At 72.9% G+C, this 24,432-nt stretch carries 23 protein-coding genes; 9 read left to right on the top strand and 14 right to left on the bottom strand.

Translation table 11 applies throughout. The features are described 5' to 3' along the window. Positions 1-87 precede the first annotated feature (87 nt). The 3 genes from AB0K10_RS09280 (at position 88) to AB0K10_RS09270 (ending at position 2,480) form a co-directional block, all read left to right on the top strand. Entirely contained in the window at positions 88-1,173 is a 1,086-nt protein-coding gene (locus AB0K10_RS09280; protein ID WP_363681565.1) for a sensor histidine kinase, read from the top strand. Continuing rightward, positions 1,170-1,826: a response regulator transcription factor gene (locus AB0K10_RS09275; protein ID WP_363681563.1), complete on the top strand. Its 657-nt coding sequence runs from the start codon at positions 1,170-1,172 to the stop codon at positions 1,824-1,826. Before AB0K10_RS09280 ends, AB0K10_RS09275 begins: the two co-directional genes overlap by 4 nt. Before the next feature lie 81 nt (positions 1,827-1,907). Continuing rightward, positions 1,908-2,480, top strand: coding sequence for a hypothetical protein (locus tag AB0K10_RS09270; protein WP_363681561.1), 573 nt, complete (start codon positions 1,908-1,910; stop codon positions 2,478-2,480). A 149-nt stretch (positions 2,481-2,629) separates the two neighbouring features. Here the strand turns inward: AB0K10_RS09270 and AB0K10_RS09265 are convergent, their stop codons facing one another. The 5 genes from AB0K10_RS09265 to AB0K10_RS09245 form a co-directional block, all read right to left on the bottom strand. Beyond that, positions 2,630-3,844 (bottom strand): Gfo/Idh/MocA family oxidoreductase, encoded by a 1,215-nt coding sequence (locus tag AB0K10_RS09265; protein WP_363681559.1) that lies wholly within the window; start codon positions 3,842-3,844, stop codon positions 2,630-2,632. A 76-nt stretch (positions 3,845-3,920) separates the two neighbouring features. Beyond that, complete coding sequence (locus AB0K10_RS09260; RefSeq protein ID WP_363681557.1) at positions 3,921-5,414, bottom strand: mannitol dehydrogenase family protein; 1,494 nt, start codon at positions 5,412-5,414, stop codon at positions 3,921-3,923. Then, a complete protein-coding gene (locus AB0K10_RS09255; RefSeq protein WP_363681555.1) occupies positions 5,405-6,709 on the bottom strand; it encodes an enolase C-terminal domain-like protein in 1,305 nt (434 codons plus the stop codon). Before AB0K10_RS09255 ends, AB0K10_RS09260 begins: the two co-directional genes overlap by 10 nt. Positions 6,710-6,764: 55 nt before the next feature. Beyond that, positions 6,765-8,198: a glucuronate isomerase gene (uxaC, locus tag AB0K10_RS09250; protein WP_363681553.1), complete on the bottom strand. Its 1,434-nt coding sequence runs from the start codon at positions 8,196-8,198 to the stop codon at positions 6,765-6,767. A 26-nt stretch (positions 8,199-8,224) separates the two neighbouring features. Next, positions 8,225-9,553 (bottom strand): Gfo/Idh/MocA family oxidoreductase, encoded by a 1,329-nt coding sequence (locus AB0K10_RS09245; protein WP_363681552.1) that lies wholly within the window; start codon positions 9,551-9,553, stop codon positions 8,225-8,227. A gap of 238 nt (positions 9,554-9,791) precedes the next feature. On the opposite strand from AB0K10_RS09245, the gene AB0K10_RS09240 reads away from it, so the two are divergent. Genes AB0K10_RS09240 through AB0K10_RS09215 form a run of 6 tightly spaced genes read left to right on the top strand, consistent with a single transcriptional unit; the run spans position 9,792 to position 15,822 of the window. Then, on the top strand, positions 9,792-10,916 hold the full coding sequence (locus tag AB0K10_RS09240) for a LacI family DNA-binding transcriptional regulator (protein ID WP_363681550.1): 1,125 nt from the start codon (positions 9,792-9,794) through the stop codon (positions 10,914-10,916). Positions 10,917-10,935: 19 nt separating this feature from the next. Next, the gene (locus AB0K10_RS09235; RefSeq protein ID WP_363681548.1) at positions 10,936-12,282 is read left to right on the top strand and encodes an extracellular solute-binding protein; all 1,347 of its coding nucleotides are present in this window, start codon (positions 10,936-10,938) and stop codon (positions 12,280-12,282) included. 31 nt (positions 12,283-12,313) lie between these two features. Continuing rightward, entirely contained in the window at positions 12,314-13,297 is a 984-nt protein-coding gene (locus AB0K10_RS09230; RefSeq protein WP_363681546.1) for a sugar ABC transporter permease, read from the top strand. Continuing rightward, entirely contained in the window at positions 13,297-14,172 is an 876-nt protein-coding gene (locus AB0K10_RS09225; RefSeq protein ID WP_363681544.1) for a carbohydrate ABC transporter permease, read from the top strand. Before AB0K10_RS09230 ends, AB0K10_RS09225 begins: the two co-directional genes overlap by 1 nt. Continuing rightward, a complete protein-coding gene (locus AB0K10_RS09220) occupies positions 14,156-14,884 on the top strand; it encodes a hypothetical protein (RefSeq protein WP_363681543.1) in 729 nt (242 codons plus the stop codon). Before AB0K10_RS09225 ends, AB0K10_RS09220 begins: the two co-directional genes overlap by 17 nt. Next, positions 14,881-15,822 carry a PmoA family protein gene (locus tag AB0K10_RS09215; protein WP_363681541.1) on the top strand — a complete coding sequence of 314 codons (942 nt, stop codon included), beginning with the start codon at positions 14,881-14,883 and terminating at the stop codon, positions 15,820-15,822. Before AB0K10_RS09220 ends, AB0K10_RS09215 begins: the two co-directional genes overlap by 4 nt. On the opposite strand, the gene AB0K10_RS09210 is transcribed toward AB0K10_RS09215, so the two are convergent. From AB0K10_RS09210 to AB0K10_RS09170, 9 genes are all read right to left on the bottom strand, one after another. Further along, entirely contained in the window at positions 15,785-16,534 is a 750-nt protein-coding gene (locus AB0K10_RS09210) for a hypothetical protein (protein WP_363681539.1), read from the bottom strand. The genes AB0K10_RS09215 and AB0K10_RS09210 overlap by 38 nt on opposite strands. A 72-nt stretch (positions 16,535-16,606) precedes the next feature. Next, a complete protein-coding gene (locus AB0K10_RS09205) occupies positions 16,607-17,065 on the bottom strand; it encodes a hypothetical protein (RefSeq protein WP_363681537.1) in 459 nt (152 codons plus the stop codon). Further along, positions 17,062-17,994, bottom strand: coding sequence for a hypothetical protein (locus AB0K10_RS09200; protein WP_363681535.1), 933 nt, complete (start codon positions 17,992-17,994; stop codon positions 17,062-17,064). The genes AB0K10_RS09205 and AB0K10_RS09200 overlap by 4 nt, the downstream gene beginning before the upstream one ends. Continuing rightward, positions 17,991-18,548 carry a phage tail protein gene (locus AB0K10_RS09195; protein WP_363681533.1) on the bottom strand — a complete coding sequence of 186 codons (558 nt, stop codon included), beginning with the start codon at positions 18,546-18,548 and terminating at the stop codon, positions 17,991-17,993. Before AB0K10_RS09195 ends, AB0K10_RS09200 begins: the two co-directional genes overlap by 4 nt. Continuing rightward, a complete protein-coding gene (locus AB0K10_RS09190) occupies positions 18,529-21,165 on the bottom strand; it encodes a putative baseplate assembly protein (RefSeq protein ID WP_363681531.1) in 2,637 nt (878 codons plus the stop codon). Before AB0K10_RS09190 ends, AB0K10_RS09195 begins: the two co-directional genes overlap by 20 nt. Then, entirely contained in the window at positions 21,162-21,590 is a 429-nt protein-coding gene (locus AB0K10_RS09185; RefSeq protein WP_363681529.1) for a GPW/gp25 family protein, read from the bottom strand. The genes AB0K10_RS09190 and AB0K10_RS09185 overlap by 4 nt, the downstream gene beginning before the upstream one ends. After that, a complete protein-coding gene (locus AB0K10_RS09180) occupies positions 21,587-21,925 on the bottom strand; it encodes a hypothetical protein (protein WP_363681527.1) in 339 nt (112 codons plus the stop codon). Before AB0K10_RS09180 ends, AB0K10_RS09185 begins: the two co-directional genes overlap by 4 nt. After that, a complete protein-coding gene (locus AB0K10_RS09175) occupies positions 21,925-23,517 on the bottom strand; it encodes a contractile injection system protein, VgrG/Pvc8 family (protein ID WP_363681525.1) in 1,593 nt (530 codons plus the stop codon). The genes AB0K10_RS09180 and AB0K10_RS09175 overlap by 1 nt, the downstream gene beginning before the upstream one ends. Continuing rightward, positions 23,514-24,416 (bottom strand): hypothetical protein, encoded by a 903-nt coding sequence (locus AB0K10_RS09170; protein WP_363681524.1) that lies wholly within the window; start codon positions 24,414-24,416, stop codon positions 23,514-23,516. Before AB0K10_RS09170 ends, AB0K10_RS09175 begins: the two co-directional genes overlap by 4 nt. Positions 24,417-24,432: the final 16 nt, after the last annotated feature.

The following is a 24,432-nucleotide window of genomic DNA, read 5'->3' as shown; positions in this document are numbered from 1 at the left end:
GTGGAGGCGGATCCACGACGGGCCGCCGAGGCGGATACCACGTTCGTGGTATGTCGACGGGTCCGGCGGTCCGTACAGTCAGGCGGTATGCGGCGGTGGGTCGTGGAGACGATGATCGTGGCGGCCGTGGGCGTGCTGACCGCGTACCGGCTCGCGACGACGCCTGTGGCGCTGGGTGACCGAGCGCCGGACCTGTGGGCGTACGCTGCCGCCGCCGTGATGGTGTTCGTGCTGCCCGTTCGACGGCGGTGGCCGGTCGGTGTGTTGATCCTCGTGGGCGGGCTCTACCTGGCCTACCACATCTACCACTACCCGGGTGGCGCGCCGGCGGTGCCCGCGTGGGTCGCGCTGTACTCCGTCGGTGCGGCGTCGCGGCAGCGCGTGGGTCTCATCGTCGCGGCGCTCTTCGTGCTCCTGGATGTCCAGGGGAGGGTGGCGGTGGCCGGCGCGAGGCCGTTCGACGCGTCGCTGGACAGCTCGACCGTCGTGTTCGTGGCGGCGTTGCTGCTCGGCGAGGTGGTTCGCGGGCGCCGGACCCAGCTGGCGTTGCTGGCCGCCGACCAGAGCCGGGCCGCCGAGCAGCGGGTCGTCGAGGAGCGTATCCGTATCGCCCGAGAGCTCCACGACGTCACGGCGCACACCCTGGCCGTGGTGTCGGTGCAGGCGGGCGTCGCTGCCGACGTGCTGGACGAGGATCCCGACCAGGCCCGGAGCGCGCTGCGCGAGGTACGCCGGGCCAGCCGCGAGGCGATGGTGGAGTTACGCGCGGCGGTGGGCGTGCTGCGCGACGGCACCCCGGCGGCCGGGCCGGAGCCGCCGACGCCCACGCTCGATCGGCTGCCCGCGCTGGCCGAGTCGACAGGTGCGGTCGTGACCTGCGATGGCGAGCCGCGCGCGTTGCCGCGGGCGGTGGAGACCACCGCTTACCGCATCGTTCAAGAGGCAGTGACGAACGCGCTGCGGCACGCCGGTGCGGCCCAGATCGAGGTGCGTGTCGGATACCGTCCCGACGGCCTGTGCGTGACGGTGCGCGACAACGGGCGGGGCGGCGTTCCGGTGGCCGGCAACGGGCTGCGGGGCATGGCCGAGCGCGCCGGCGGGCTGGGCGGGTGGGTTCGAGCGGGGCCGGCCGACGGCGGAGGCTTCGAGGTGCGGGGGTGGCTGCCGGTATGACGGTTCGGGTCCTGCTGGCCGACGACCAGACCCTCGTCCGCGCGGGCTTCCGGGTCCTGCTGGAGCGGGCGCCGGACATCGAGGTTGTCGCGGAGGCAACCGACGGGAAGGAGGCGATCGCCCTCACCCGAGCGCACCGGCCGGATGTCGTGTTGATGGACATCCGGATGCCGGGCACGGACGGTTTGACGGCCGCCCGGCGCATCCTCGCCGATGCCAGGCTGCCCAACGTACGTGTTGTCGTGCTGACCACCTTCGAGTTGGACGAGTACGTCTTCGCCGCGCTGCAGGCCGGCGCGAGCGGGTTCCTGCTCAAGGATCTGGAGCCGGACGAACTGCGCCGGGCGGTACGCGTGGTCGCCGCCGGTGACGCGCTGCTGGCACCCGCCGTGACGAGACGGCTCATCGCCGCCTTCGCCAGCGGTCCAGCAGTACCGGGCCTGGACAGCCTGACCTCGCGGGAGCGGGAGGTGGTCGGTCTCGTCGCCGACGGCCTGTCGACAGTGGAGGTGGCGGGCCGGCTGGGGATGAGCCCGGCCACGGCGAAGACCCACACCAACCGGGCGATGACGAAGCTCGGGGCTCGCGATCGGGCGCAACTGGTCGTGTTCGCGTACCGCAGCGGGCTTGTCGGCCTACCGCGACCGCGCTAGGCCGACGCCCACCGATGGCAGATCCGGTACGGGGACGCCGCTCGTAGCGTTCCAGTCATGTTTCTCATTCTTGGTCCGGCGTTGAATCTGCTCGCCGGCTTCTTCTGGCAGAACGACACTCAAGGCGTCACCGCCGGCACGATCATCGTGTTGTCGAACGCGTGCTGGCTCATCGGGCTGATCGGCTTGTTCGAACGGCTGCGGCCCACCACGCCGAGGTACGTCGCGATCGGGTTGCCGGTAACGGTGTTCGGCGCGATCGGTGGGGTGGCCTACGGCGTACAGAGTATTCACGAGGGACTGTTCGCCGTCTCCCACGCCGATGCGGTCGAGCGACTCGGCGAGCATCCGTTCGCCGCGTACGCGGTGTACTGGACGTGCGGACCGCTGTTTCCCATCAGCCTGTTCGTCCTGGGCCTCGTGCTGGCCAAGGTGCGCGTGGCGCCACTTCCGGTCGGCATCATGGTCAGCCTGGGCGCGATCGTGTTCCCGCTGAGCCGCATCACCCGGGAGGCGTCCATCGCGCACCTGGCGGACCTGTTCCTGCTGTTGCCGTTCCTCTATCTGGGGCTGCGGTCGCTGTCGCAGTCCCGTGTCGTACGAGGCCCCCAGCGTGACGGCGCGGATGCCGGAAGGCGCCCAGCAGGGCGGTGACGACGCCGGCCACCAGCAGGATCCTCGCCGTGGTGAACACCACCGCGTCCCCTGTGAGGCACGCATGCCCGCGCGGGGATAGGCCGATCGTCCCGCCTCGATCAGGTGATGAAAAGTAGGCCCCAACACCGATTCCGACCTACTTTTCATCACCTGATCTTCCTGCTCGCCGCACCCGCCTGGGGATGGGCCGTCAGCTCGGCCCGGTACGGCGGGGCGGCCCACGGCACGCCCCACTCGCTCGGCAGGGCTCCCTGCTCGGCGGAGCGGCGCAGCACGTCGACCACGCCGCGCAGGTGGCGGGCACGTTGTCCACCGTCGTCCACCACGTCGACCAGGTCGCCGTCGAGCAGCCGTGGCTCCGGTGCGGCCCGCAGCGCGTCCAGCAGGGCTGTGAACGGCGCGGTACGGGCCAGCGGGGCGATCAGCGGCACCCCGGCCGGGTCGGCCCGATGGGCGAGCAGGTTCTCCAGCAGGCCCCGTCGACCGGGGATCCGACGGGTCACCACGTCGCCGGGCAGGCGCAACCGGTCCGTCGGATACTCCAGCACCGCCTGTCCCGTCGTGCCGGTCACCACCACCTCGCCCGCGACGAACTCCTCGGCGACGAGGGTGACCGCCGCCAGCACCGGTGGGCCGGCCCGGAACCGCACCCGCAGCACCGCCGTGTCCTCCACCTCGATCGGCCGCACCCGGTAGCGCTCCACCTCGATGGCGGCCGGCCACGGTGGGGCCCCGCCCAGCGCCTCGGCGACGGCCAGGCACTGCATCACGGCGTGCGCGAGCGGGTTGACAAGCGCACCGTCCAGCACGGGCCGGCCGTCCAGGAACCGGCGACCGGCCCACGGGGAGCGGGCGTAGTAGGCGTCCGGCCGCTGCCAGGCCGCGACTGTCGCGATGCGGGTGACCGCGCCGAGCCGGCCGGCGGCCAGCGCGTCGGTGAGCGCGGTCAGTGCCGCCGAACCGAGCGCCTGGAAACCGATCTGGGCCACCCGGCCGGTCGCCGCCAGCGCATCAATCAGCTCCTCGTGCTCGGCCAGCGACAGCACCGGCGGCTTCTCCAGCAGCAGGTCCGCGCCGGCCGCGAGCGCGTCGCGGGCGATCGGCAGATGCGTGTGCGGCGGGGTGCAGATCACCACCACCTCCGGTCGGGTGGCGGCGAGCATCGCCCGATGGTCGGTGAACACCTCGACCCCCAGCGGGATCGGCGCCTCCGGCTCGTCGCGCACCGGTTGGACGTCGACAAGGGCGACCAGCCGCAGCCGGCGCTCGGCGTGCAGCGGCGCGATCACCCGCCGGTGCGAGCGGCCGTGCCCGTTCGCCCCGATCACCGCCACCGTGGTCGGCGGCACCGACCCGCTCACGAGACGTCGGCAGGCGTCGCCCGGCTCACCGGAGCGCCGGACAGCGCCGACGGAACGCCGGCCGGCGTGGCACCGCTCACCGGGCACCGGCCAGGGTCGCCTCGACGCCGTGTCGTCCGAGCGCGGTCAGCCAGGCGATGACGTCGGCGCGTACCTCGTCGTCGTCGGCGACCTCGGCCGGGATGACCTCACGCAGCGCGAAGACGGCGTCCACCGCGCCGGCCGGGCTCTGCGCGCCGGCGTCCAAGGCGGCCCGGATCGGCCCGGCGAGGGGGTCCTGCAACGGCAGCGGCGCGCCGTCGTCGGCGTACCCCAGCGCGAAGCGCAACCAGGACGCCACGACAAGCGCGCCCCAACGCGCGGACCGGCCGGCCGCGCGCAGGTCGGCGATGGTGTGCAGGATGCGCTGCGGCAGCTTCTGTGAGCCGTCCACCGCGACCTGGAGGGTCCGGTGCCGGATCGCCGGGTTGGCGAACCGGGCGAGGACCTGCTCGCCGTAGTCGACCACGCGCACCCCGTCGGGCGGCGTGAAGCTGGCCGCGACGTCCTCGGCGATCAGCCGGCGCAGCACATCGGTCAGGTGCGGGATCTCCAGGGCGTCGGCGATGGTCTCCCGGCCGGCCAGCGCGCCGAGGTACGCCACGGCCGAGTGCACGCCGTTGAGGCTGCGCAGCTTCAACCGCTCCCACGGCCCGGCGTCGTCGGTGAGCACCGCACCGGCGTGCTCCCAGCCCGGCCGGCCGCCGGGGAAGTCGTCCTCGATCACCCACTGCGCGTACGGTTCGGCGGCGACCGCGGCCAGGTCGGTCACGCCGAGCGCCCGGCGGGCCGCGTCGATGGTCTCCGGGGTGCTGGCCGGCACGATCCGGTCCACCATGGTGCCGGGGCAGGTCACGTTGGCGACCACCCAGTCGATTAGCCCGGCGGGCACCCCGGCTGCCCGCTCGACCGCCTGGTCGACCAGGCCGCGCAGCCGCCGGCCGTTGGCCGGCAGGTTGTCGCAGCTCACCAGCGCCAGCGGCCCGGCGTCGGCGGTGGCGCGGGCGGCCAGCCCGCGCAGCAGCAGCCCCGGCACCGTCGTCGGCGCCCGACCGCCGGCGAGGTCCGCGGCGAGCGCGGCGTCCGGGGACAGTCGGCCGGTCACCGGGTCGAGTTGGTACGCCTTCTCGGTGACGGTGAGCGTCACCACGCGTACCGCCGGGTCGGCGAGCAACGCGACCACGGCGTCCGGGTCGCTGGGGGCGTGCCGTACGCCGCTCAGCGCCCCCACCACCCGTGTGGTGCTGCCGGTGGCGGACAGGGTGCTGACGCTGAACAGGTTGTCCTGGGCGGCGAGCGCCTCGACCACTGCGGTGCTGCGCGGGGCGACGGCCACGATGCCCCAGTCGCCGCCGGCCGCGCCGACCGCCGCCTCGGTGTAGACGGCCTGGTGCGCGCGGTGGAAGGCGCCCAACCCCAGGTGTACGACGCCGACCGGCACCGTGCCCGGACGGACGAGTGGACGGGATTCGACGGGCAGGTGGCGCAGCACGCCCAGCCCGAGGCGGGAGGCGCCGACGGTCACTGCCATGCCGGGCCGTCCGGGAAGCGGAACTCGGCGATCGACGCCGGTTTCATCGTGGCGCTGTAGCCGGGCCGGTCGGGCAGCAGGTATCGGCCGCCGCGGGTGCGGACCGGGTCGACGAAGTGTTCGTGCAGGTGGTCGACGTACTCGATCATCCGCCCGTCCAGGCTGGTGCCCACCCGCAGGTAGTCGAAGATCGCCAGGTGCTGGACGTACTCGCAGAGGCCCACGCCGCCGGCGTGCGGGCAGACCGGCACCCCGAACTTCGCCGCCAGCAGCAGCTCGGCCAGGACCTCGTTGACGCCGCCGACCCGGCACGCGTCGACCTGCATCACGCCTATCGCCTCGGCCTGGAGCAACTGCTTGAAGATCACCCGGTTGGCGGCGACCTCGCCGGTGGCCACCCGGCACCGACCGCCTGTCAGCTCGTCGACGGCGCGGGCGATCCGCGCGTGGCCGAGGATGTCGTCGGCGTGGGTCGGCTCCTCGATCCAGTAGGGGTCCACCTCCGCGAGGGCTGTCATCGCGGTGATCGCCTGGTCGACGTCCCACACCTGGTTGGCGTCCATCATCAGCAGCGCGTCCGGGCCGATCTCGGAGCGGATGATGCGGGCCCGGCGCACGTCGTCGGCGAGTGGACCGCCGACCTTCATCTTCATGGCCCGCCATCCGTCGTCGTACGCCCGGCGCGTCAACGCCCGCACCTTGTCGTCGGGGTAGCCGAGCCAGCCGACCGAGGTGGTGTACGAGGGGAAGCCGTCGCGGTCGAGCGTCGCCAGCCGGTCGGTGAGGCCGTCGCGCCCCTTGTCGAGAATGGCGACTGCGTCGTCCGGCGTGAGCGCGTCGGTGATGTGGTGGAAGTCGACGCTGGCGACGAGCTCGTCGGTGGGCAGCTCGGCGAGGAACCGCCACATCGGTTTGCCGGCCATCCGGGCCCGCAGGTCCCACACGGCGTTGACAAGCGCGCCGGTCGCCATGTGGATGACGCCCTTCTCCGGGCCCAGCCAGCGCAACTGCACGTCGGCGCTGAGCGAACGCCAGAACGCCACCGGCTCGGCCGCGATCTCCTCGACGGTGCGACCTCGCACGTGGTGGGCAAGCGCCCGCACCGCCGCGCAGGTGATCTCGTTGCCCCGGCCGTTGGTGAACGTGAACCCGGCGCCGGTCGGCCCGGCGTCGGTGCCCAGCTCGACGTACGTCGCCGAGTAGTCGCCGCGGTTGACCGCGTCGGAGCCGTCGCCCCGCGCGGCGGTCGGGAACCGCACGTCGTGCACCTCGACGGAGGTGATGGTGACACTCACTGAGCCTGCCTCTCGTTCGCGACCGCGGGGCTCCGCTGCGCTGCGCTCCACGCGCTCACCTGTCGTTCCCCCCGAAGTTGAAGACCCGCTTCGGCAGCCGGTACGCCAGGTCCACGATGGTCTCGGCCGCCTCGTCCAGCGGCAGCCGGTGCTCGGCGACCAGCCGGGCCAGGAAGCCGGCGTCGACCCGGCGGGCCACGTCGTGGCGTACCGGGATGGAGCAGAACGCCCGGGTGTCGTCGACGAACCCGGTGGTGTTGTAGAAGCCGGCGCTCTCGGTGACCGTCTCCCGGAACCGGCGCAGCACCTCGGGGGAGTCCAGGAACCACCAGGGCGCACCGAGCAGCAGCGCCGCGTAGCCACCCGCGAGAGGCGCCAGCTCACGGGTGAAGGTGTCCTCGTCGAGGGTGTAGAGCACCACCCGCAGGCGGGGATCGTTGCCATGGCGCTCCAACAGCGGAGCGAGCGCGTGCACGAACTCGGTGGCCTGGGGGACGTCGCCGCCCACGTCGCGGCCGTGCCTGGCGTACAGCCAGCGGTTGTGGTTGCGCACCGCTCCCGGGTGCAGCTGCAGGACCAGGCCGTCGTCGAGCGACATCCGGGCGAATTCCATAAGCATGTGCGCCCGGAACGCCTCCGCGTCGGACGCGTCGGCCTCGCCGCGCAGGCCCCGGTCGTACAGCCGGGCGGCCTCGGCCGGGGTCAGGTCCAGGGTGCGGGCCGTGGGATGGCCGTGGTCCGACGAGGTCGCCCCGGCGGCGATGAACGCGGCCCGCCGGGCCCGCAGGGCGGCCAGATAACCGGTGTACGTGCCGGTGTCCGCACCGGCCAGCGCGCCCAGGCGCGCCACGTTGGACGACCAGCTCTCGTGCTCCATGTCCACCACGTCGTCCGGGCGGAACGTGGTGACCACCCGGCCGCCCGGCCCGCCCCACCCGTCGGCGGCGAGCTTGGCGTGCTGCGCGAGGTCGTCCAACGGCGACTCGGTGGTCGCCAGGACCTCGATGTTGAACCGTTCGAACAGCGCCCGGGGCCGGAAGTCCGGCTCGGCGAGGCGGGCCGCGATCTCGTCGTAGAGGGCGTCGGCGGTGGTCGGGCGAAGCGGGGTGTGCACCCCGAACACGGTGCGGAAGGTCTGCTCCAGCCAGAGCCGCGAGGGGGTGCCCCGGAACAGGTGCCAGTGCGCGGCGAACCGCCGCCAGATCACCCGCCCGTCGGTCTCCACCGGGCTGCCGTCGCGGGTCGGCACGCCCAGGTCCGACGGGGGTACGCCCTGACTGAGCAGCATCCGGGTCAGGTAGTGGTCGGGCACGATGAGCAGTTGCGCCGGGTCGGGGAAGGGCCTGTCCTCGGCGAGCAGGGCCGGGTCGACGTGCCCGTGCGGCGAGATGATCGGCTGCCGCGCCGCGTGGGCGTACAGCTCCCGGGCGAGCGCGCGTTGGCCCGGTTCGGAGGGCAGGAGCAGGTCGGTGTGGTCGGACGTCGACACGGGGTGAGGGCTCCTCGTCTCCTGGATCAGCGGGGGGTGAGCAGGTCGGCGACCCGGACGGGTTGCCCGGTCTCGAAGGACCGGTTGGCGGCCAGGCCGGTGAGCAGGGCCAGCGCGCCGTCGTCGGCCGTCGCGGCACGGTTCAGCGGATCGGGCTCGCCGCCGAGGAGCACCCGGGTCATCCGGGCGTCCGCGCCGCCGTGCCCGTGTCGGGTACGACAGTCGACCGGGATCTGCCGGGGCGGTTCCCAGAACGGGCGCACGGTGAGCGTCGCGCCGCCACCCTCGGCCGCCGCCTCGACACCGTGCAGCGCCGCGCCCTTGACCGCGCCGGCGGTGCCCCGGTCGACGAAGTCGTTCTCGGTCACCTCCAGCTCCAAGCGCCCCCGACTGCCGTTGACCATCACCCGGTAACCCTCCCAGGGGGCGTACGCGGTGAGGTGGTAGGTCATCGTCGCGCCGGAGGAGTAGCGGGCGAGCACCGCCATGTCGTCCTCGATGCTGACGCCGGGTGCGAACACGTTGCGGTCGCGCTGGTAGCCGTCCTCGGCCTCGGCGTCGAGGTAGAGCTCACGCAGCCTCGGGTGCGCGTCGAGGCGCAGCGCGAACGGGTCGTCGACGGCGGCGGGGGAGCCGTACGCCCGTTCGTAGTCGCGGGCGTAGCCGTGTCGGCGTCCGGCCTCGCCGTAGAAGAACAGGCGTCCGGCGGCGTACACCTCGACCGGGGTGGCCCCCAGCCACCAGTTGACCAGGTCGAAGTGGTGGCTGGCCTTGTGCACCATGAGCCCGCCTGAGGTGGCCTTGTCGCGGTGCCAGCGGCGGAAGTAGTCGGCGCCGTGCCGCACGTCGAGCAGCCACTCGAAGTGCACCGAGCCGATCTCGCCGACCGCGCCGTCGGCGAGCAGGCGACGGACCTGCTCGTGCAGCGGGTTGTAGCGGTAGTTGAAGGCGACGGTCACCCGGCCGCCGGTCTCGGTCACCGCGTCCAGGATGCGCCGGCAGCGCGCGGCGTCCACTGTCATCGGCTTCTCGGTGACCACGTCCCGGCCGGCGCGCAGCGCGGCCACCACGTACTCGTCGTGGGTGACGTCCACACTGGTGACCAGCACGACGTCGACGCGTTCGGAGTCGAGCATGGCCCCGAACTCGCCGGCCGGGTAGGTGGCCACCGGGCGGTGGCCCAGCTCGGCGAGCCAACGGTTGTGCGCGTCCATCCGGGCCTGGTTGACGTCGGCGAAGGCGACCAGCTCGCTGGTGTCGGCGTGGTCGAGCACCAGGGCGCGGACGAACATCTCCGCCCGTGCGCCGGTGCCCACGACGGCGTACCGGACTCGGCCGTCGGATCTCGGTGACATGCGATCGCCCCCAGGTGATCCCTGCAAAGGTTTGCAGTGAAGTAATCACGATCAATGCGACGACGTCAACGACGACGGCGCAATCGGCGAGAAATGTCAGCGTTTGCGGCATGGGCGGTCACCACGAGGAGCGCCGACGCAACAGAGGCGCAACCATTGACCGTTGACACTGGAGCAACCGTTTGCATTAATTGGCGGCACCCACGTGACCGTCGCCACATCGGACGAAGGGCCCGCCGTGCCAGTCACCATCCGGGACGTCGCCCGCGCCTCCGGGGTGCACATCTCCACCGTGTCCCGCACGTTCTCGGCCCCGCACCTGGTCAACCCGGAGACGCGGGTCCGGGTGCTGGCCTGCGCGGAGGACCTGGGCTACCGCCCGAACCGCGCCGCCCGGGCCCTGATCACCGGGCGGACGCACAACATCGGGCTGATCATCGCCGACATCGCGAATCCGTTCTTCCCGCCGCTGATCAAGGCGGCGGAGAGCCAGGCCCGCCACCGCGACTACCACGTCTTCGTGGCCGACACCAATGAGGACCCGACCGCCGAGGAGGAGCTGGTCCACGCGCTCGCCAAGCAGGTCGACGGCGTGCTGCTGTGCAGCCCGCGGATGAGCAACAGCCTGATCGAGCAGCTCAGCCGGGAGGTGCCCCTGGTGGTGGTGAACCGCCAGGTGACAGGCCTGCCCTGCGTCCTGATGGACGTCGGGCAGGGCGCCCGGGCGGCGATCGAGCACCTGATCGGTCTCGGTCACCGCGGCATCGCGTTGCTCGGCGGTCCGCGCAGCTCGTGGACCAACCGGGAGATGCGCCGCGCCGCCGCAACGGCCGCCCGCGGCGGCGGCGCGGAGCTGACAGTGCTCGGCCCCAACGCGCCCACCGAGACCGGCGGCTTCGCCGTGGCCGAGCAGGTGCGGCGCAGTGGCGTGTCGGCAGTGCTCGCCTACAACGATCTGATGGCGATCGGCCTCATCGCGGGGCTGGACGCGCTCGGGGTCCGGGTGCCGCAGGAGGTGAGTGTCGTCGGGGTCGACGACATCGCCCTGAGCCGGCTCACCCGCCCCAAACTGACGACGGTGGCCACACCCACCGGGGCCGCCGGCCGGACGGCCGTCGACATGCTGCTGCAACAGGACATCGAGTCACCGCGCGGCGCGCGGAGCCCCGGTGCCGGCACGGCGCGCGGCGTCCGTCGTACCACCGCACAGGTAATGCTGCAGACCGACCTGGTCATCCGCGACTCGACCGGTCCGGGCCCACACGCCCGACCGGCACGTCCCCTGACCGCCTCGCGTGGCCCGGCCTGCCCTGCGGGCCCGGGCGTCCCGACCGTGGCCACCGGTGACGCCGTCGCCTCCTAATGCCGAGGAGTGAGCGCACATGCACCCCGCAACGCCCCCCACCACCGACACGCCCGCCGGGCTTTGGCACGGTACCGTCCTGCCCCGGCGGCGACTCCTGCGTGGCCTGCTCGCCGCGACAGTCGCCGCACCGCTGATGCTCGGCGCCGCGGCCTGCGGAGACGACGACGGCGCCGCCGACCCGAGCGCCGCGGTAAAGCTCTCCATCTTCTGGTGGGGCGGCGACGCCAGGGCCAAGCTGACCGAGGACGCCCTGGCCCTCTACACCGCCAAGCACCCGAACGTGACCTTCGAGACGACCTGGCAGGCCAACCAGGGCTACTTCGACAAGCTGGCCACTCTCACCGCCGGCGGCAACCCGCCGGACCTGTTCCAGATCGACGACAACTACCTGGCGGAGTACGCGGCCCGCAGCACCACGCTCGACCTGACCCCCTACCAGAAGTCCGCCAAGCTGGACACCTCGAAGTTTCCCGAGAGCCTCTGGCAGTACGGCGTGGTCGACGGCAAGCTCGCCGGCCTGGCCGCCGGGGAGAACACCCAGGGACTGGTCTACAACAAGACGCTGCTGATCAAGAACAACCTGCCCGAGCCCACCACCGGGATGACGTGGGAGCAGCACATCGCCTGGGCCGAGCAGGTCACCGCCGCGACCAGGATGCCCGGCACGCAGGACCCGAGCGCCGACTACAAGGCGCTCTGGGTGTGGCTGCGCCAACAGGGCAAGGACCTCTACAAGGGCAAGGAACTCGGTTTCACCATCCAGGACGTGACCGGGTGGTTCGAGCTGTGGACGGACGCCCGGAGGCGCAAGGCCACCCCGACCCCGGACGTCATCCACGAGGGCAACTCCAGCGACGTCACCAAGCAGCTGGTGGTCACCGGTAAGGCGGCCACCTCCTGGGTCTGGGCCAACCAGATGCCGGACCTGAAGAAGAACACGAAGGACGAGCTGGGCGTTATCGCCTACCCAGGTGATCCGAGTGCGCAGTGGGCCCGGGCCTCGATGTACTGGTCGGTGTTCAAGGGCAGCAAGAACAAGGACGTCGCGGTCGACGTGATCAACTTCTTGAACAACGATCCGGCGGCGGTCAAGCTGCTCGGCACCGACCGTGGCCTGCCGTCCAACCTGGACCTACGCCGCCTGGTCAGCGACGGCACCACCGACCCGGCCATGAAGCAGTCCATCGCCGTCGAGGCGGAGCTGACCCAGAAGTTCGGCCCGTCGCCGCAGGTGCCGATCAAGGGGCACAGCAAGGTCAAGTCGGAACTGATCAAGGCTGCCGAGAACGTCCAGTACGGCCGGGCCACGCCCGTCGAGGCCGCCGGCCAGTTCATCGAGGCGTGCAAGTCCGCCATCGCCTGACCGCCGCACCAGGCGAGGAGAGGAGCTGTTCGTGGCGTTGACCACGGCGCCCGACCCGACCCGACGCGGCCCCGGATCCGGCCGGGCCCACCCCGCGAGGCGTGGGCCCGGCACCATCCGGCACCGCGAAGGTCTGGCGGGGTACGTCTTCCTGTCGCCGTGGCTCATCGGCCTGATGGGTGTCACGGCGGTCCCCATGCTGCTGTCGCTCTATCTGAGCTTCACCAACTACGACATCCTCACCCCGTTCTCCGAGGTGGAGTGGGTGGGGCTGGCCAACTACGAGCGGATGTTCACCGCCGACCCGTCGTACTGGCACGCCGTGCGGGTCACACTCACCTTCGCGCTGATCGCCGTGCCGCTGAAGCTGGCCGCCGCGCTCGGCGTGGCGCTGCTGCTCAACCGCGCCTGGCGCGGGGTGGGGCTGTTCCGCGGGCTGTTCTACCTGCCGTCGCTGCTCGGTGGCAGCGTCGCGCTGGCCATCGTCTGGGTCAGCATGTTCAACCGCGACGGAGCGTTCAACTCGCTGCTGAGCCTCGTCGGCGTCGAGGGCAAACCGTGGGTCAACGACCCGGACTGGGCCCTGGAGACGCTCATGGTGCTGGCCGTCTGGCAGTTCGGCGCACCGATGGTGATCTTCCTGGCCGGGCTCAAGCAGGTGCCCACCGAGCTGTACGAGGCGGCCTCGGTCGACGGGGCCGGCCGGTTCCGGCAGTTCCGCAACGTCACCCTGCCGATGCTCTCCCCGGTCATCTTCTTCAACCTGGTGCTGGAGACGATCAACGGCTTCCAGGGATTCACCGCCGCGTTCGTGCTCAGCAACGGCACCGGCGGCCCGGTCGACTCCACCCTGATGTACACGCTGAACCTCTACATCACCGGCTTCACCGAACTCCAGATGGGCTACGCGTCGGCGATGGCCTGGGTGTTCCTGCTCGCCATCGCGGTCATCACCGCGATCCTCTTCAGCACCGGGCGTTTCTGGGTGCACTACTCCGACGGGGAGGACCGGTGATGGTGACGGCGACCCCGACGCCTGTCGGCCGGCGACGTCCGACCGGGCGGCCCCTGCTGCGGCTGGTCATCCTGGTGGTGGTCGTCGCCGTGGTGCTCTACCCGCTGATCTGGATGGTCGGCACCTCGATGAAGTCGCAGGAGGAGATCGTCAACAACATCGGGCTGCTGCCCGAGCGGTTCACACCCGGCAACTACACCGCCGGATGGTCCAACTTCGACGTCAGCTTCGGCCGGTTCTTCGTCAACAGCGCCCTGGTCAGCCTGCTCACCGTCATCGGCAACGGGCTGTCCTGCCTGCTGGCCGCGTACGCCTTCGCCCGCCTACGGTTCCGGCTGCGCGGCATGTGGTTCGCCGTGATGATCGGCACGCTGCTGCTGCCCCAGCACGTGCTGATCGTGCCGCAGTACATCCTGTTCCGCACGCTCGGACTGGTCGGCGGCGACTGGCCGTACCTGCCGTTGATCATCCCGCAGTTCCTGGCCACCGAGGCGTTCTTCGTCTTCCTCATGGTGCAGTTCATGCGGGGCGTCCCGCGCGAGTTGGACGAGGCGGCCCGGATCGACGGCGCCGGCCCGTACGGCATCTTCCGGCACATCATCCTGCCGCTGAGCCGCCCCGCGCTGGTCACCACCGCGATCTTCTCGTTCATCTGGACCTGGAACGACTTCTTCCGCCAGTTGGTCTTCCTGTCCCAACTGGAGGACTACACCGTGCCTGTCGCGCTGACCCTGTTCATCGACTCGACGAGCCAGAGCGCGGTAGGGCCGATGTTCGCCATGTCGGTGCTGTCGCTGCTGCCCGTCTTCCTGTTCTTCGTCGCGTTCCAGCGGATGCTCGTCGAGGGGATCAACACCAGTGGCATCAAGGGCTGAACCGGCATCAGGGGCTGAACCCCTCGACATCGGCGGGCGGCGGGACTGGCGCGACGTCGCCCGCGACGCCGCCGACCTCGCGCTGCTGGGCATCCTGCTGACCCTCGCCGCGGCGCCGGTGCTCACCGCCGCCGCGGCGGCCGGCGTGGCCAGCGCGGCCGTGCACGACTGGACGCGTACCGGAAGCTGGCCCTCGGCGCGGGCCACCGCGCGCCGGTTCGGCCGCGCGGTGCTGCCCGGAGTGCCGGTCAGCCTGCTGGCGCTCGCCGTGGCGGTGCTGCTCGCCGCCGACCTGGCGGCGCTGGCCGCCGGGCGGGTGCCGGGCGGCCTACCGGCCCTCGCGGTGACCGCGCTTGTCGCGGCCGGTCTGGCCGGGTACGCCGGGCTGGTCGTCGTCGAGGTGGGCGGCTACGGGGGCGGGCGGTGGCGGGTCGCGGCCCGATCCGCCGCCCGCGCCTGCCTCGACGCTCCGCTCCGCTGGGCCGCCCTCAGCGGGGTGGCCACGCTGGCCGGGCTGCTCGCCGTCCTGGTCACCCCGGTCGCCGTGCCGATCCTCGTCGGCTACACGGTGGCCGCCCTGCACGCCGTCGCCGGCCGTCGGCCGACTCCCACCGGCGTCAGCGTCGGTGGGCCGGACACTGCCGCTGTCGGCCGGCCGGGCTCCGCCGTCGCCGGCCGTCGGCCGGTCTCCGCGTGGCCGGAGCTGCCGTGAGCGCCGACCGCGGCCCGGCCGCCACCAGCCGGGACGCGGCGGCGCTTGCCGATCCCGCGCAGGTCGCCGCGCCCACCGAGGAGCCGGCGCGGTTGCTGGTCGGCGGCACGGAGGTGGCCCGGTACGTGGTGGACCCGGCGCTGGACCCGCGGCACGGTCCACGGCCGTACCTGCACCCGGTCCGCACCCTGGGCGGCACGGTGGTCACCGACGCGCTGCCCGCCGACCACGTCTGGCACCTCGGCGCGTCCCTCGCGGTGCAGGACGTCGACGGCGTCAACCTCTGGGGCGGACGCACCTACGTGCGCGACGTCGGCTACACGTGGCGCGACGACCATGGCGTCATCGCGCACACCGGCTGGTCCGAGCGGGCCGCCGACCGGTTGGCGCACCTGTTGCAGTGGCGGGATCGACACGGGTCGGTGCTGCTCACGGAGCAGCGGCGGCTCGCCGCCTCGGCGGTCGCGTCGGACGTCTGGCGGCTCGATGTGGACTCCGCGCTGACCGCCCCACCCGACCGGGAGGTGCGCCTGGGCAGCCCGGCCACCAATGGCCGCCCCGGTGGGGCCGGTTACGGCGGGTTCTTCTGGCGGGCGCTCGCCGACGATGAGCCGACGGTGTTCACGGCCGACGCCGCCGGGGAGGGAGCGGTCAACGGTAGTGCGGCGCCCTGGCTCGCGCTGACCGGCGTCGGACCGGGCGGCGGGGCGTACACCCTGGTCTTCGACGGTCTGGGGCCCGGCGACCGGTGGTTCGTGCGGACCGCGATGTACCCGGGGGTGTGTGTGGCGTTCGCGTTCGACGTCCCGGCGGTGGTGCCGGCCGGTGCGACCCGGCAGGGCCGGTACCGGGTGTGGGTTGCAGACGGCCGCGTGGACCGAGATCGCTGCGCGGCCCTCGTCAGCGGGGTAGGGCGGCCGTTACCCGGACGGACTTGACTATTGCGGGGATGGAGCCGATCAGCAGGACCAGGCCCCAGATGATGGCCACGACGGCGAAGACGAGCGCGCCCACGTCGTCGAGGATGCTCACCACGATGACCGGGACGAGCCGGTGCAGGAACTCCAGCACGACGGTGCAGAGCAGCGTGGTGAGCGCCAGCAGCACGAGGCCCTTGTTCTGCAGGAAGCGTGGTTGGGCGAGGAGCAGCAGCACCACCCAGACCAGCTTCAGCAGCAGCGCCAGCCCCAGCAGCAGGCTCGCCTCGCCCACCGGGAAGAAGCCCCACAACGCCAGGTACGCCAGGGTGCCGAACGGCACCGCCAGGAACAGCGACACCATGATGGTCAGCTCCACGAAGGCGATGATCAGCAGCACGAGCGAGCCCAGGATGAGCAGGATCGAGAAGATCAGCGTCGCCACGCCCTGGATCCGGCCCTGCACCCGCTCGGGCACGACCAGGCTCAGGCAGAACAGGCCTGTGGTCCAGAGCGCCACCACATCGATGAGCGCCAGGTAGCTCGTACCCCGCCCGGACGGCTCGCTGATCCCGCCGCCGTCCACCTCCACGCCGAGGTCCGCCGCGTTGGCCAGCAGCGCGCCGGTGGCGTCCCCGCCCCCGGTGAGCAGCGACGAGCCGACCTCGATGAGGACCACAAGCGTGACCGCGACAAGCGCGAGCAGCAGGAAGGGCTTGCGCAGGTCACCCATGTCGGGTCTCCTCGCGGTCGTGTCGGGAGGCGGGCGCGCGGTAGGCGCCGGCGGGCCCGGCCGGTGGCATGGTCAGTCGGCGGCGACGGTGACGGTGCATCCGACACCTCCCGGGCAGCTCAGCAGCACGGTGACCGCACTGTCGACGGCGATCCGGGCGACCGCCTCGCCGCCGTCGTCCGGCTCGACCTCGGAGCGCACGGTGAGGTCGGCGTCGCGGGGCGCCGGCGCACGCACCACGAACGGGCGACCACTGCGCAGCACAAGCGTCCGCAGCTCGCCCGGGTCGGCGACCCGCACCGCGCAGCCGCCGACGAAGCTGAGCACGTCGCCGGTACGGTCGCAGTCGGCTCGCACGGTTGCCGGGTCGACGCTCGTGCTCCCACCGGCGAGCCGGCCCAGCCGCTCGACGACCCCCGGTGGATCGTCCGCGCGGCCCCGGTCGCCGCCGGAGACGCCGACGGCGAGGACGAAGAACGCCACCAGCAGCGCCGCCAGTGTCACCAGCACCACCTTCTGCCGACCGCTCATCGCTGCGCGACCGTCCCGGTCACCTCGGTGAAGCGGATCTGGTCCACGCCGGCGAAGTACCTGTCGACGCCCTGGGTCTTACCCACCGCGACGAGCGTGAGCGTGTGCCGGCCCGACCGGAGCCGGACGGTGCCCACGTCGGTGAAGTCCTGCAGGACGACCTTCGGCGTGAAGCCGAAGAAGGTGCCGCCGAGCTGCGCGCCGTCGACCTGCCAGATCGTGTTGGCGTAGTCGAACGACGTGGTGCGCCTGGTGGAGAAGCGCCAGACGGCCTCGGCGGGCAGGTCCACTGTGAGGCTCACCCGGTCGCCGGGCGCCAGGCCCGTGAAGAACAGCTGCTTGTCGCCCGACCAGGTCACCGCGCAGCAGTTCGGTTGCGCCCCGACCGCCGCGGCGGTCTTCGCCGGGGACTCCACCCGGGCGCCGTCGACAAGGCTCTCCGCCTCCAGTGTCACCACCCGAGGCGCCCCGGGTGACGGGGTGCCGTCGGGCCGGGTCAGCAGGTACCCGACCACGCCGCCGACCACGAGCACCAGGGCGACCGCCGCGGCGATCCACGGCCAGGGCGTCCGTTTCGGCGCGGCCACCGCCGTGACCTCGTACGTCACCCGGCCGCTGGAGCGGGAACTCTCCTCCGGCGCGGTGTTCGCCGAGTACGCGAACCCGGTCATGTCGTAGCGGCGCGGCGCGGTGCCCGCCGGTACGGCGAGACGGACCAGGAACGAGACCGAGCCCTGCCCGGGGACCACCCGCTGCGGCTCGGTGACCGTGAACCAGGCCCGCTGGCTTCCTTCGCCGGGGGCCACGTCGAAGACCACGGTGTCCGGCGCCAGCTGAGGATTGGAGACGGTGAAGGTCAGCTCGCCGTGGTTGGCGGGGTCCAGGGTGAACTGTGAAGCGGCGGCGACGACTGTCCATTCGGTGGTCATGACGGCTCCTCTGCGGTCGGTGCCGCGCTCGGCGTGGTGGTTGGCGGCGAAGCGGCGACGACGATCTCGGCGGTGGTCGACGCGGGCTTCTCCGCCTCGACGATGCGGGTGATCACGGGGAGCTGACCGGCGGCGGCCGCCGGCACCCGCACCACGATGTGGAAGGGCCGCTCGTCGGGTTCGTCGATGACGAAGCCCGGCGATCCGGTGGCCAGCTCCAGGGCTCGGCGCAGCCCGTACGGGGTGCCGCGCCACCGGGCCAGCAGCGCGGCGTTGGCCACCAGGTCCCGCAGCCGGCCCACCGGCAACGGCAGCGGGGCGTCCGGTCGGGGCGAGGCCACCACGTGGTCCATCGCCACCCAGCGGGTCAGCCGCACGACCAGGTGGTCGGGCGCCCGGTACGGGTCGAACAGGGCGTCCACCTCGGCGAGGATCGCCTCGTCCGGAGCGTGCAGCCCCTCCATCACCTCCAGCAGCGCCCAGAGCACGCTGCCCGGCACGCATGCCCGCTGGTAGGCGGCGGGCAGCAGCCGCTCAATCGCCGAGCGTCGCATCCTGGCGCACCACCTCGATGTCGTGCTCGCCGGAGCAGAGCAGCCACGTGTCCGGGACGGTCACCACGTCGGCGGTGGCCTGGTTGGCGCTGGCGGTCCAGGTGACCGCGTCGGCGCTGCGGTACACGCCGCGCTCACCGCAGGCCAGGACCAGGCGGTCCGCCGCCGTGGAACCGCTCGCGCCGACGGTCGCCGGGCCGCTCACGGCGACGGCGTCCACAGGCACGAACCGGGTCCGGTCGCGCAACGGCAGGCCGCAGTTGACCGACACCGACTGCCACTGCGGCTGCGCCGCGAGGGTGTCCAGCCGCAGCACCCCGCCGCTCTGCGTAGCGGCCAGCGCCTGCCCGCCGGCGAAGGTCAGGTCCCGGCAGGTGCCGCCGACCCAGCCGGCCTGCACGGTCTGCCACTGCACGTCGGACTCGAACAGCCGGGTGCGGTGGCAGCCCTGGCCGGGTTTCTTCGGGTCCGGTTCGCCAGCGCCGCTCCACAGCAGGGTGGCCGGGCCGTCGTACTGCACGGCCAGGACCCGGTTGTCCACGTTGGAGAGGCCGACGTGCGCGAAACTGCCGGGACGGCCGCCGGCCGTCGACAGGTACACCCCGAAGCCGGCCTGTGCCGCGACGGCCACACCGGGCGCGCCCCGCTCGGAGACGAACGCGCGTACGGCGTAGAAGCCCCGGTCGGCGTCGGACGCGTCGACGAGGATCTGCAACGGCACCGCCCCGGGCAGCAGCGACACCTCGTACAGCCCGGTGTCGGTCGCCACCAGCAGCGCGCCCGCGCCGTCGCGGTCGATCCACGACACGTCGGAGATGCGGGAGTCCAGGTCGGTGAGCAGCGACCACGTCTCGCCCAGGTCGGTGCTCAGGTGCACCCGGGACCCGCCGGATTCGCGCAACGTCACCACGGCCACCGAGCCCGGTCGCGGGACGATGCCCGGTCGCACCGGCGCGGGAGCGGGCGCCACCCGCAGCACCGTCTCGTCGTCGAACCGGCCGGCCGGCTCCCAGCCGGCGCCCGCGTTGCTGGAGCGGAACAGCACCGGGCCGCGCCCGGCGTACCAGGTGCGCGGTTGGTACTGGTCGACGGCGAGGGCACGGACCTCGGCGTCGGGCGCCTCGTCGACCACGAACCGCACCGACTCGACGTAGCGCACGCCGGGCTCGGCGTGCTCCAACAAGCGGTACACGTTGGACGCCCGCAGCGGCTCACCGAAGGGCCAGCCGGTCGGGTTGAGTGCGGTGGGCAGTGGGCTGAGCGTCTGGTGCAGCCGGTCGTGGATGCGTCGCCGGACCGCGTCGACGTCCTCCTCGCGGCGCACCACCACCCGGGCTCGCACCGACACCGCCTTGAACCGGGCCCAGGTGGCCCGGGAGCGGATGCCCACCATCCGGCGCTGTTCCAGGTCCCCCTCGACGCGGTGGCGTGCCTCGGGCATCTCGTGCTCGCGCAGCACCGCGACCGGCAGCCGGCCACCCGGGCGGGCCGTCGGCGGCACGTACGGCACGAGCACCACCTCGACCTCACCGGGCCGGGCGAAGCTGTACACGGCCGAGCGGGTGAACGCCCGTGCTCTGGCCACCGCGCCGGAGCTGGTGGCCAGCACCTCGAAGTCGCGGGCGGTGACCGCGCGCTGCTGGGCGAAGAACTCGTACGGGCCGCGCAGCAGCACCGATTCCAGCGCCTCCATCTCCCGGCCGCCGGCCGCGGGCGCGGGGTTGTCGACACGTACCCCGGGCAGTGGGTCGCGCAGGCTGGTCAGCGTGCCGGCGGCCACGTTGCCGGTCGGACCGCCGCCGGCCCGGTACCAGAGCCGGACCTGCCGCCCGGCCGGCGGCACCGCCGCCACCGTCACCACAGCGCCCGGCCCGGCGGGCTCGCCGGGACCGCTGGGCGCTCGCAGGTCCAGGGCCGGGGCGAAGGTGACGGTGCCCGAGCAACGGTCGACGAGGTACGCCTTGGCCTGCGGGCCGAGCCCGGCGAAGCTGTCCACCGGCTGCCAGATCTCGAACGTACGGCCGTCCTGCTCGCGGGCCGCCGCCCCCAGCTCCACCGAGCCGGTCGGCACCTCGACCCCGAGCAGCAGGTCCAGCGGCTCGCCGGTGTGGGTGAGGGGGGCGTGTGCGGCCCGCAGCACCTGGCCCGGCTGGCCGGTGCCGACACCCAGCAGCTCCGCCGCGACGGGCTCGCAGTGGTGCATGCGAACCGTCACCGACGCCTCCCCGGCGGCCAGCACCGCCGGTTCGGTGGTGACGAACACGACCGGTCGGGGATCGGCGCCGCGTGCCGCCGCGACCCGCAGGCCGGCCGGGATCCGCACCGCTCCCCGGTCGGTGCCGGCGCGGGTGAACACGACGTCCGCCCAGGCCGCGGTGGGCGCGTGGCGCGCCACCCCGAGCAGGTTCAGAAACGAGACGTACGCCTTCTCCGGCAACTGGTTCAGCCGGTAGATCATCACCTCGGTCAGGTGCGCGAACGCCTCCACCAGCGCCATGCCCGGATCGTGCGCCGACAGGTCGGTCCAGGCGGGGCAGGACTGTTGGATCCGCTCGCGGGCCTCGGTGACGAGGTCGAGGAACCCACGGTCGTCCAGGTGCGGAACGGGCAGCGTCATGACTGTCCTCCCGAGTCGTCGGCGGGGAGCAGGTCCACGGAGAACACCAACTGCCCGGGCGTCAGGCTGGCCCGCACCCGGTAGTCGAGCCGGATCACCAGCCGCCACGCGTCGTCCGGGTCCGGTCCGGCGTCGGTGTCGATGACCTCGATCCGGGGCTCCCACCGGGCGATGGCCTGCCGGACGTAGTGGATGGCCAGCCCGGCAGTCGTGTCGTCGTTGGGCGCGAAGATCAGCCGGTGCAGCCGGGAGCCGTACCCGGGTCGCATCAGCCGCTCGCCCGGCGTCGTGGACAACAACAGAAACAGCGCCTGGCGTACGCTCTCGTCGCCCTCGGTCATGGCCAGGCCCCCGGCCGCGGTGAGCGCCAGCCCGCCGCCACGGCCCGCGTCGAAGCCCGCGCCGACGAAACGGAAGGCCCTCATCGGTCCGCCGCCAGGAACTGCTGCCGGGGGTCGCGGACGGTGTGGTGGACCGCGCCCGGTGGTGTGCCGTCGGTGAAGCCCTCCAGGTGGGAGAGCACCACCCGGTGGCCGTCGACGCGCAGCCAGTCGCTGTAGCCGACCCGGACGGTGAGCGTCTTTCCGCACGGCTTGATGGTCGGTCCGTAGTTCGGGCAGGCGATGATCTTTCGTCCTTCCGGGTCGTCGTCCACCAGCACCGGCACGGCGGTGACCGTCACCCACCGCTGCGACGGCTGGTTCTCGACCCGCCCGTCGTGATCGCAGGTGATCACCGAGTCGCGGTGGATCCAGCGCATCAGCCGCCTCCTTCGTGGTGGGCGCGGGCCAGCGAACGGGCCTGCTGCGCCGCTGTGGTCGGGTCCTCGGTCGCCTCGGCGTGCAGGAAGTCCACGCTGCGGGCGCGGATCACCATGGCCCGGCCCGGCGCGGAGATCACCAGATCGCTCGCCGCGTGCAGGGTGGCCAGGTCGGGGGTGAGTTCCAGGTAGCTGCCGCCCTCGGTGGCGAGCCGCAGGCTGCGCTGGACGTCGTCCACGACTATCGACTGCCCGCCGGCGGTCCGCAGCGACCAGCGCCGGGCCTTCCCGTCGTCGACACCCGCGTCGTACGGCTCGACGGCCCCGAACAGCGAGCCCAGCACGATGCCCGAGGCCGGTTCGCCGCCGGGCAGCACCACCAGCACGGTGTCGTCCGGGTCGGGGAGCGCCACCAGGCCCTTGCCCCGTCCCGCGCCGGGACAGAGGACACCGAGCCAGCCGGCGTCCAGGTCCCCGTACGCCGGCAGGGTCAGGCGTACCCGGCCCAGTCCGTCGGGGTCGGCCACGTCGGTGACGGTGCCGAGGGTGACAGTGGCGCTGTCCGCCGTGCTCGGGGGCGCGGTCGGCGGCACTGTGGAGAAGCGGGTCAGGTGCCCGTCGCCGTCGACCGTGTGCACCACCTCGGTCAGCACGTACGCCCCGGCGAGCGGGTCGGGCACACCCGTCAGGTCGATCCGCCGGCCGGGACGCAGCGCCGGATCCCCCTCGGCGACCCCCTCGGCGGTGGCCAGCGCGGCGGCGCGCAGGTCCAGCCGCGCCTGAGCGAGGGCCGCCAACTCGTCGTCACTGCGGCCCGGCTGGTCGACTGCGGTGCGTACCCCGTCGGCGCCCACGTCGGCCGGGTCCGGCCGGTCACCGGCAGGGCGGCCGCAGCGCGCCTCGTCGGCCTGTTGACTGATCGGCTCGGCCCGCTGCGGATGCCAACCGAGCGCGGCGCTGGCGCCGCTGGCCCGGTCCGCGTTCGTGGACAGCCGCAGGGTGTGCACACCCGCGCCCAACCTCAGCGCGACGGGCTCCCCGTAGCCGGCGAGGGTGATCAGCCGGACGTCGTCGCCGTCGACGGCCAGGTGCAGCCCGGCCCGGCCGGTGACCTCCCGCAGCAGCTCCAGGTCGCTGTGCCGGTGCTGGAGCAGCCGGTCCAGTCGCGGCCCGTCGCTGTCCGCCGTCACGGTCAGCCCCACCGCGCCGCACAGCTCGCCTGCCAGCTCCGCCGCCGTCACCGAGGTGAAGACCCGCAGGTCCTGCCGCTTGCGCAGTCGATGCAGCGCGTCGTACGCCCGCAGGCGCAGCACTGCCGCGCCGTCGGCGGCGTACTCGACCTCCACTGCGGTGACCTCCCCGGCGAACAGCGCGTCGGAGTGCTCGGCGAGCCGGACGTCGAGAGTGGTGCCCGGCCGCGCCGCCGGGTCGAGAGCGCCACCTCCGGCGGCGGTGGCGAGCACCAACTCGGCCTGGGTCGGCTGGTCGAGTCGGGCGGCCACCCGCAACGAGCGGATCCGCTGTCGGGCCGGGGCGTTCAGTTCCACGCCGTCCAGCAGGACGGTAAGCGCGCGGGGCGCGACGCTTGTCATGGCGTGCTCCCCGAGCCGGTGCCGAGTGGCGTGCCGCCCGGGTTGGTGCTGGCGGCTGTCGTACCTGTCGGTGTGGCCCAGGTCGCGGTGGCGATCGAGGCGCCCACGAACGACGCGCCGGCACCCACCGCGCCTGCCACCGCCCGCGCCATCCCCGCCAGCGTCGACTCCGGCCCGCCACCGCCCGAGGCGGGCGGGGGGACCGCGAGGGTCGTACCGGCCGGCACCGCGAGGGGGTCGGCGATCCGGTTGTGCTCGGCCAGCAACCGCCAGCGCAGCGGCGACCCGAGCGCGTCGTTGGCCAGCAGGTCGAAGCGCACCCCGGAGCGACCCGGCTCGGCGGCACCGTCACCGGCGGCGACCATGGCGCTGCCCGGGGCGGCGGACGGGGTGCTCGCCGTGGCCAGCTCCTCGGCGAATCCCGCCTGCGCCTGGTCGGCTGTCTCGGCGGCGCGGACCAGCTTCAGCCGCAGCCAGGAGCGCCGCGGCGAGCCGGTCCCGGTGAACGCGTCGAACCGCTCGGCCACCGCGACGATCACACCTGGCACGTTCCACGTCTTGCCCCAGACCAGCCGCACCAGCGGCGGGCGCAGCCACCCGTGCTCGGCTGTGGAGTTCTCGGCAAGCATCCACAGCGGGCGGGTGAGCACCCGTACGTCGGCGGGGCGGACCTGCGCCTGGACGAAGTCGACGTCGAACAGCAGGTCAAGCACCAGCTCCGTACGACCGCCGCCGGTGAAGACCAGCGGGTCGTCGGCCAGCCCGGCCCCGGTGAGCTGCCCGCCACCCGCGCCCCGAGAACGGACACCGGCGAGCCGGGTCACCTGCACGGTCTCCGGGTTGAGCAGGCAGTCCACCCGCTCCCCGGAGGAGTCGATGAGGAAGGCGACGCGTTCCATCAGCCGCCCGCCTGTT

The organism is Micromonospora sp. NPDC049274 (assembly GCF_040678875.1).
GTDB lineage: Bacteria > Actinomycetota > Actinomycetes > Mycobacteriales > Micromonosporaceae > Micromonospora.
This window is presented reverse-complemented; position numbering and strand designations above follow the sequence as displayed.

What these genes read in the sequence shown, in the direction of transcription:
- AB0K10_RS09280 (WP_363681565.1), top strand. Translation starts at nt 88, where the DNA reads ATGCGGCGGTGGGTCGTGGAGACGATGATCGTGGCGGCCGTGGGCGTG.
- AB0K10_RS09275 (WP_363681563.1), top strand. Translation starts at nt 1,170, where the DNA reads ATGACGGTTCGGGTCCTGCTGGCCGACGACCAGACCCTCGTCCGCGCG.
- AB0K10_RS09260 (WP_363681557.1), bottom strand. Translation starts at nt 5,414, where the DNA reads ATGGCAGTGACCGTCGGCGCCTCCCGCCTCGGGCTGGGCGTGCTGCGC.
- AB0K10_RS09245 (WP_363681552.1), bottom strand. Translation starts at nt 9,553, where the DNA reads ATGTCACCGAGATCCGACGGCCGAGTCCGGTACGCCGTCGTGGGCACC.
- AB0K10_RS09235 (WP_363681548.1), top strand. Translation starts at nt 10,936, where the DNA reads ATGCACCCCGCAACGCCCCCCACCACCGACACGCCCGCCGGGCTTTGG.
- AB0K10_RS09225 (WP_363681544.1), top strand. Translation starts at nt 13,297, where the DNA reads ATGGTGACGGCGACCCCGACGCCTGTCGGCCGGCGACGTCCGACCGGG.
- AB0K10_RS09210 (WP_363681539.1), bottom strand. Translation starts at nt 16,534, where the DNA reads ATGGGTGACCTGCGCAAGCCCTTCCTGCTGCTCGCGCTTGTCGCGGTC.
- AB0K10_RS09205 (WP_363681537.1), bottom strand. Translation starts at nt 17,065, where the DNA reads ATGAGCGGTCGGCAGAAGGTGGTGCTGGTGACACTGGCGGCGCTGCTG.
- AB0K10_RS09200 (WP_363681535.1), bottom strand. Translation starts at nt 17,994, where the DNA reads ATGACCACCGAATGGACAGTCGTCGCCGCCGCTTCACAGTTCACCCTG.
- AB0K10_RS09195 (WP_363681533.1), bottom strand. Translation starts at nt 18,548, where the DNA reads ATGCGACGCTCGGCGATTGAGCGGCTGCTGCCCGCCGCCTACCAGCGG.
- AB0K10_RS09190 (WP_363681531.1), bottom strand. Translation starts at nt 21,165, where the DNA reads ATGACGCTGCCCGTTCCGCACCTGGACGACCGTGGGTTCCTCGACCTC.
- AB0K10_RS09185 (WP_363681529.1), bottom strand. Translation starts at nt 21,590, where the DNA reads ATGAGGGCCTTCCGTTTCGTCGGCGCGGGCTTCGACGCGGGCCGTGGC.
- AB0K10_RS09180 (WP_363681527.1), bottom strand. Translation starts at nt 21,925, where the DNA reads ATGCGCTGGATCCACCGCGACTCGGTGATCACCTGCGATCACGACGGG.
- AB0K10_RS09175 (WP_363681525.1), bottom strand. Translation starts at nt 23,517, where the DNA reads ATGACAAGCGTCGCGCCCCGCGCGCTTACCGTCCTGCTGGACGGCGTG.
- AB0K10_RS09170 (WP_363681524.1), bottom strand. Translation starts at nt 24,416, where the DNA reads ATGGAACGCGTCGCCTTCCTCATCGACTCCTCCGGGGAGCGGGTGGAC.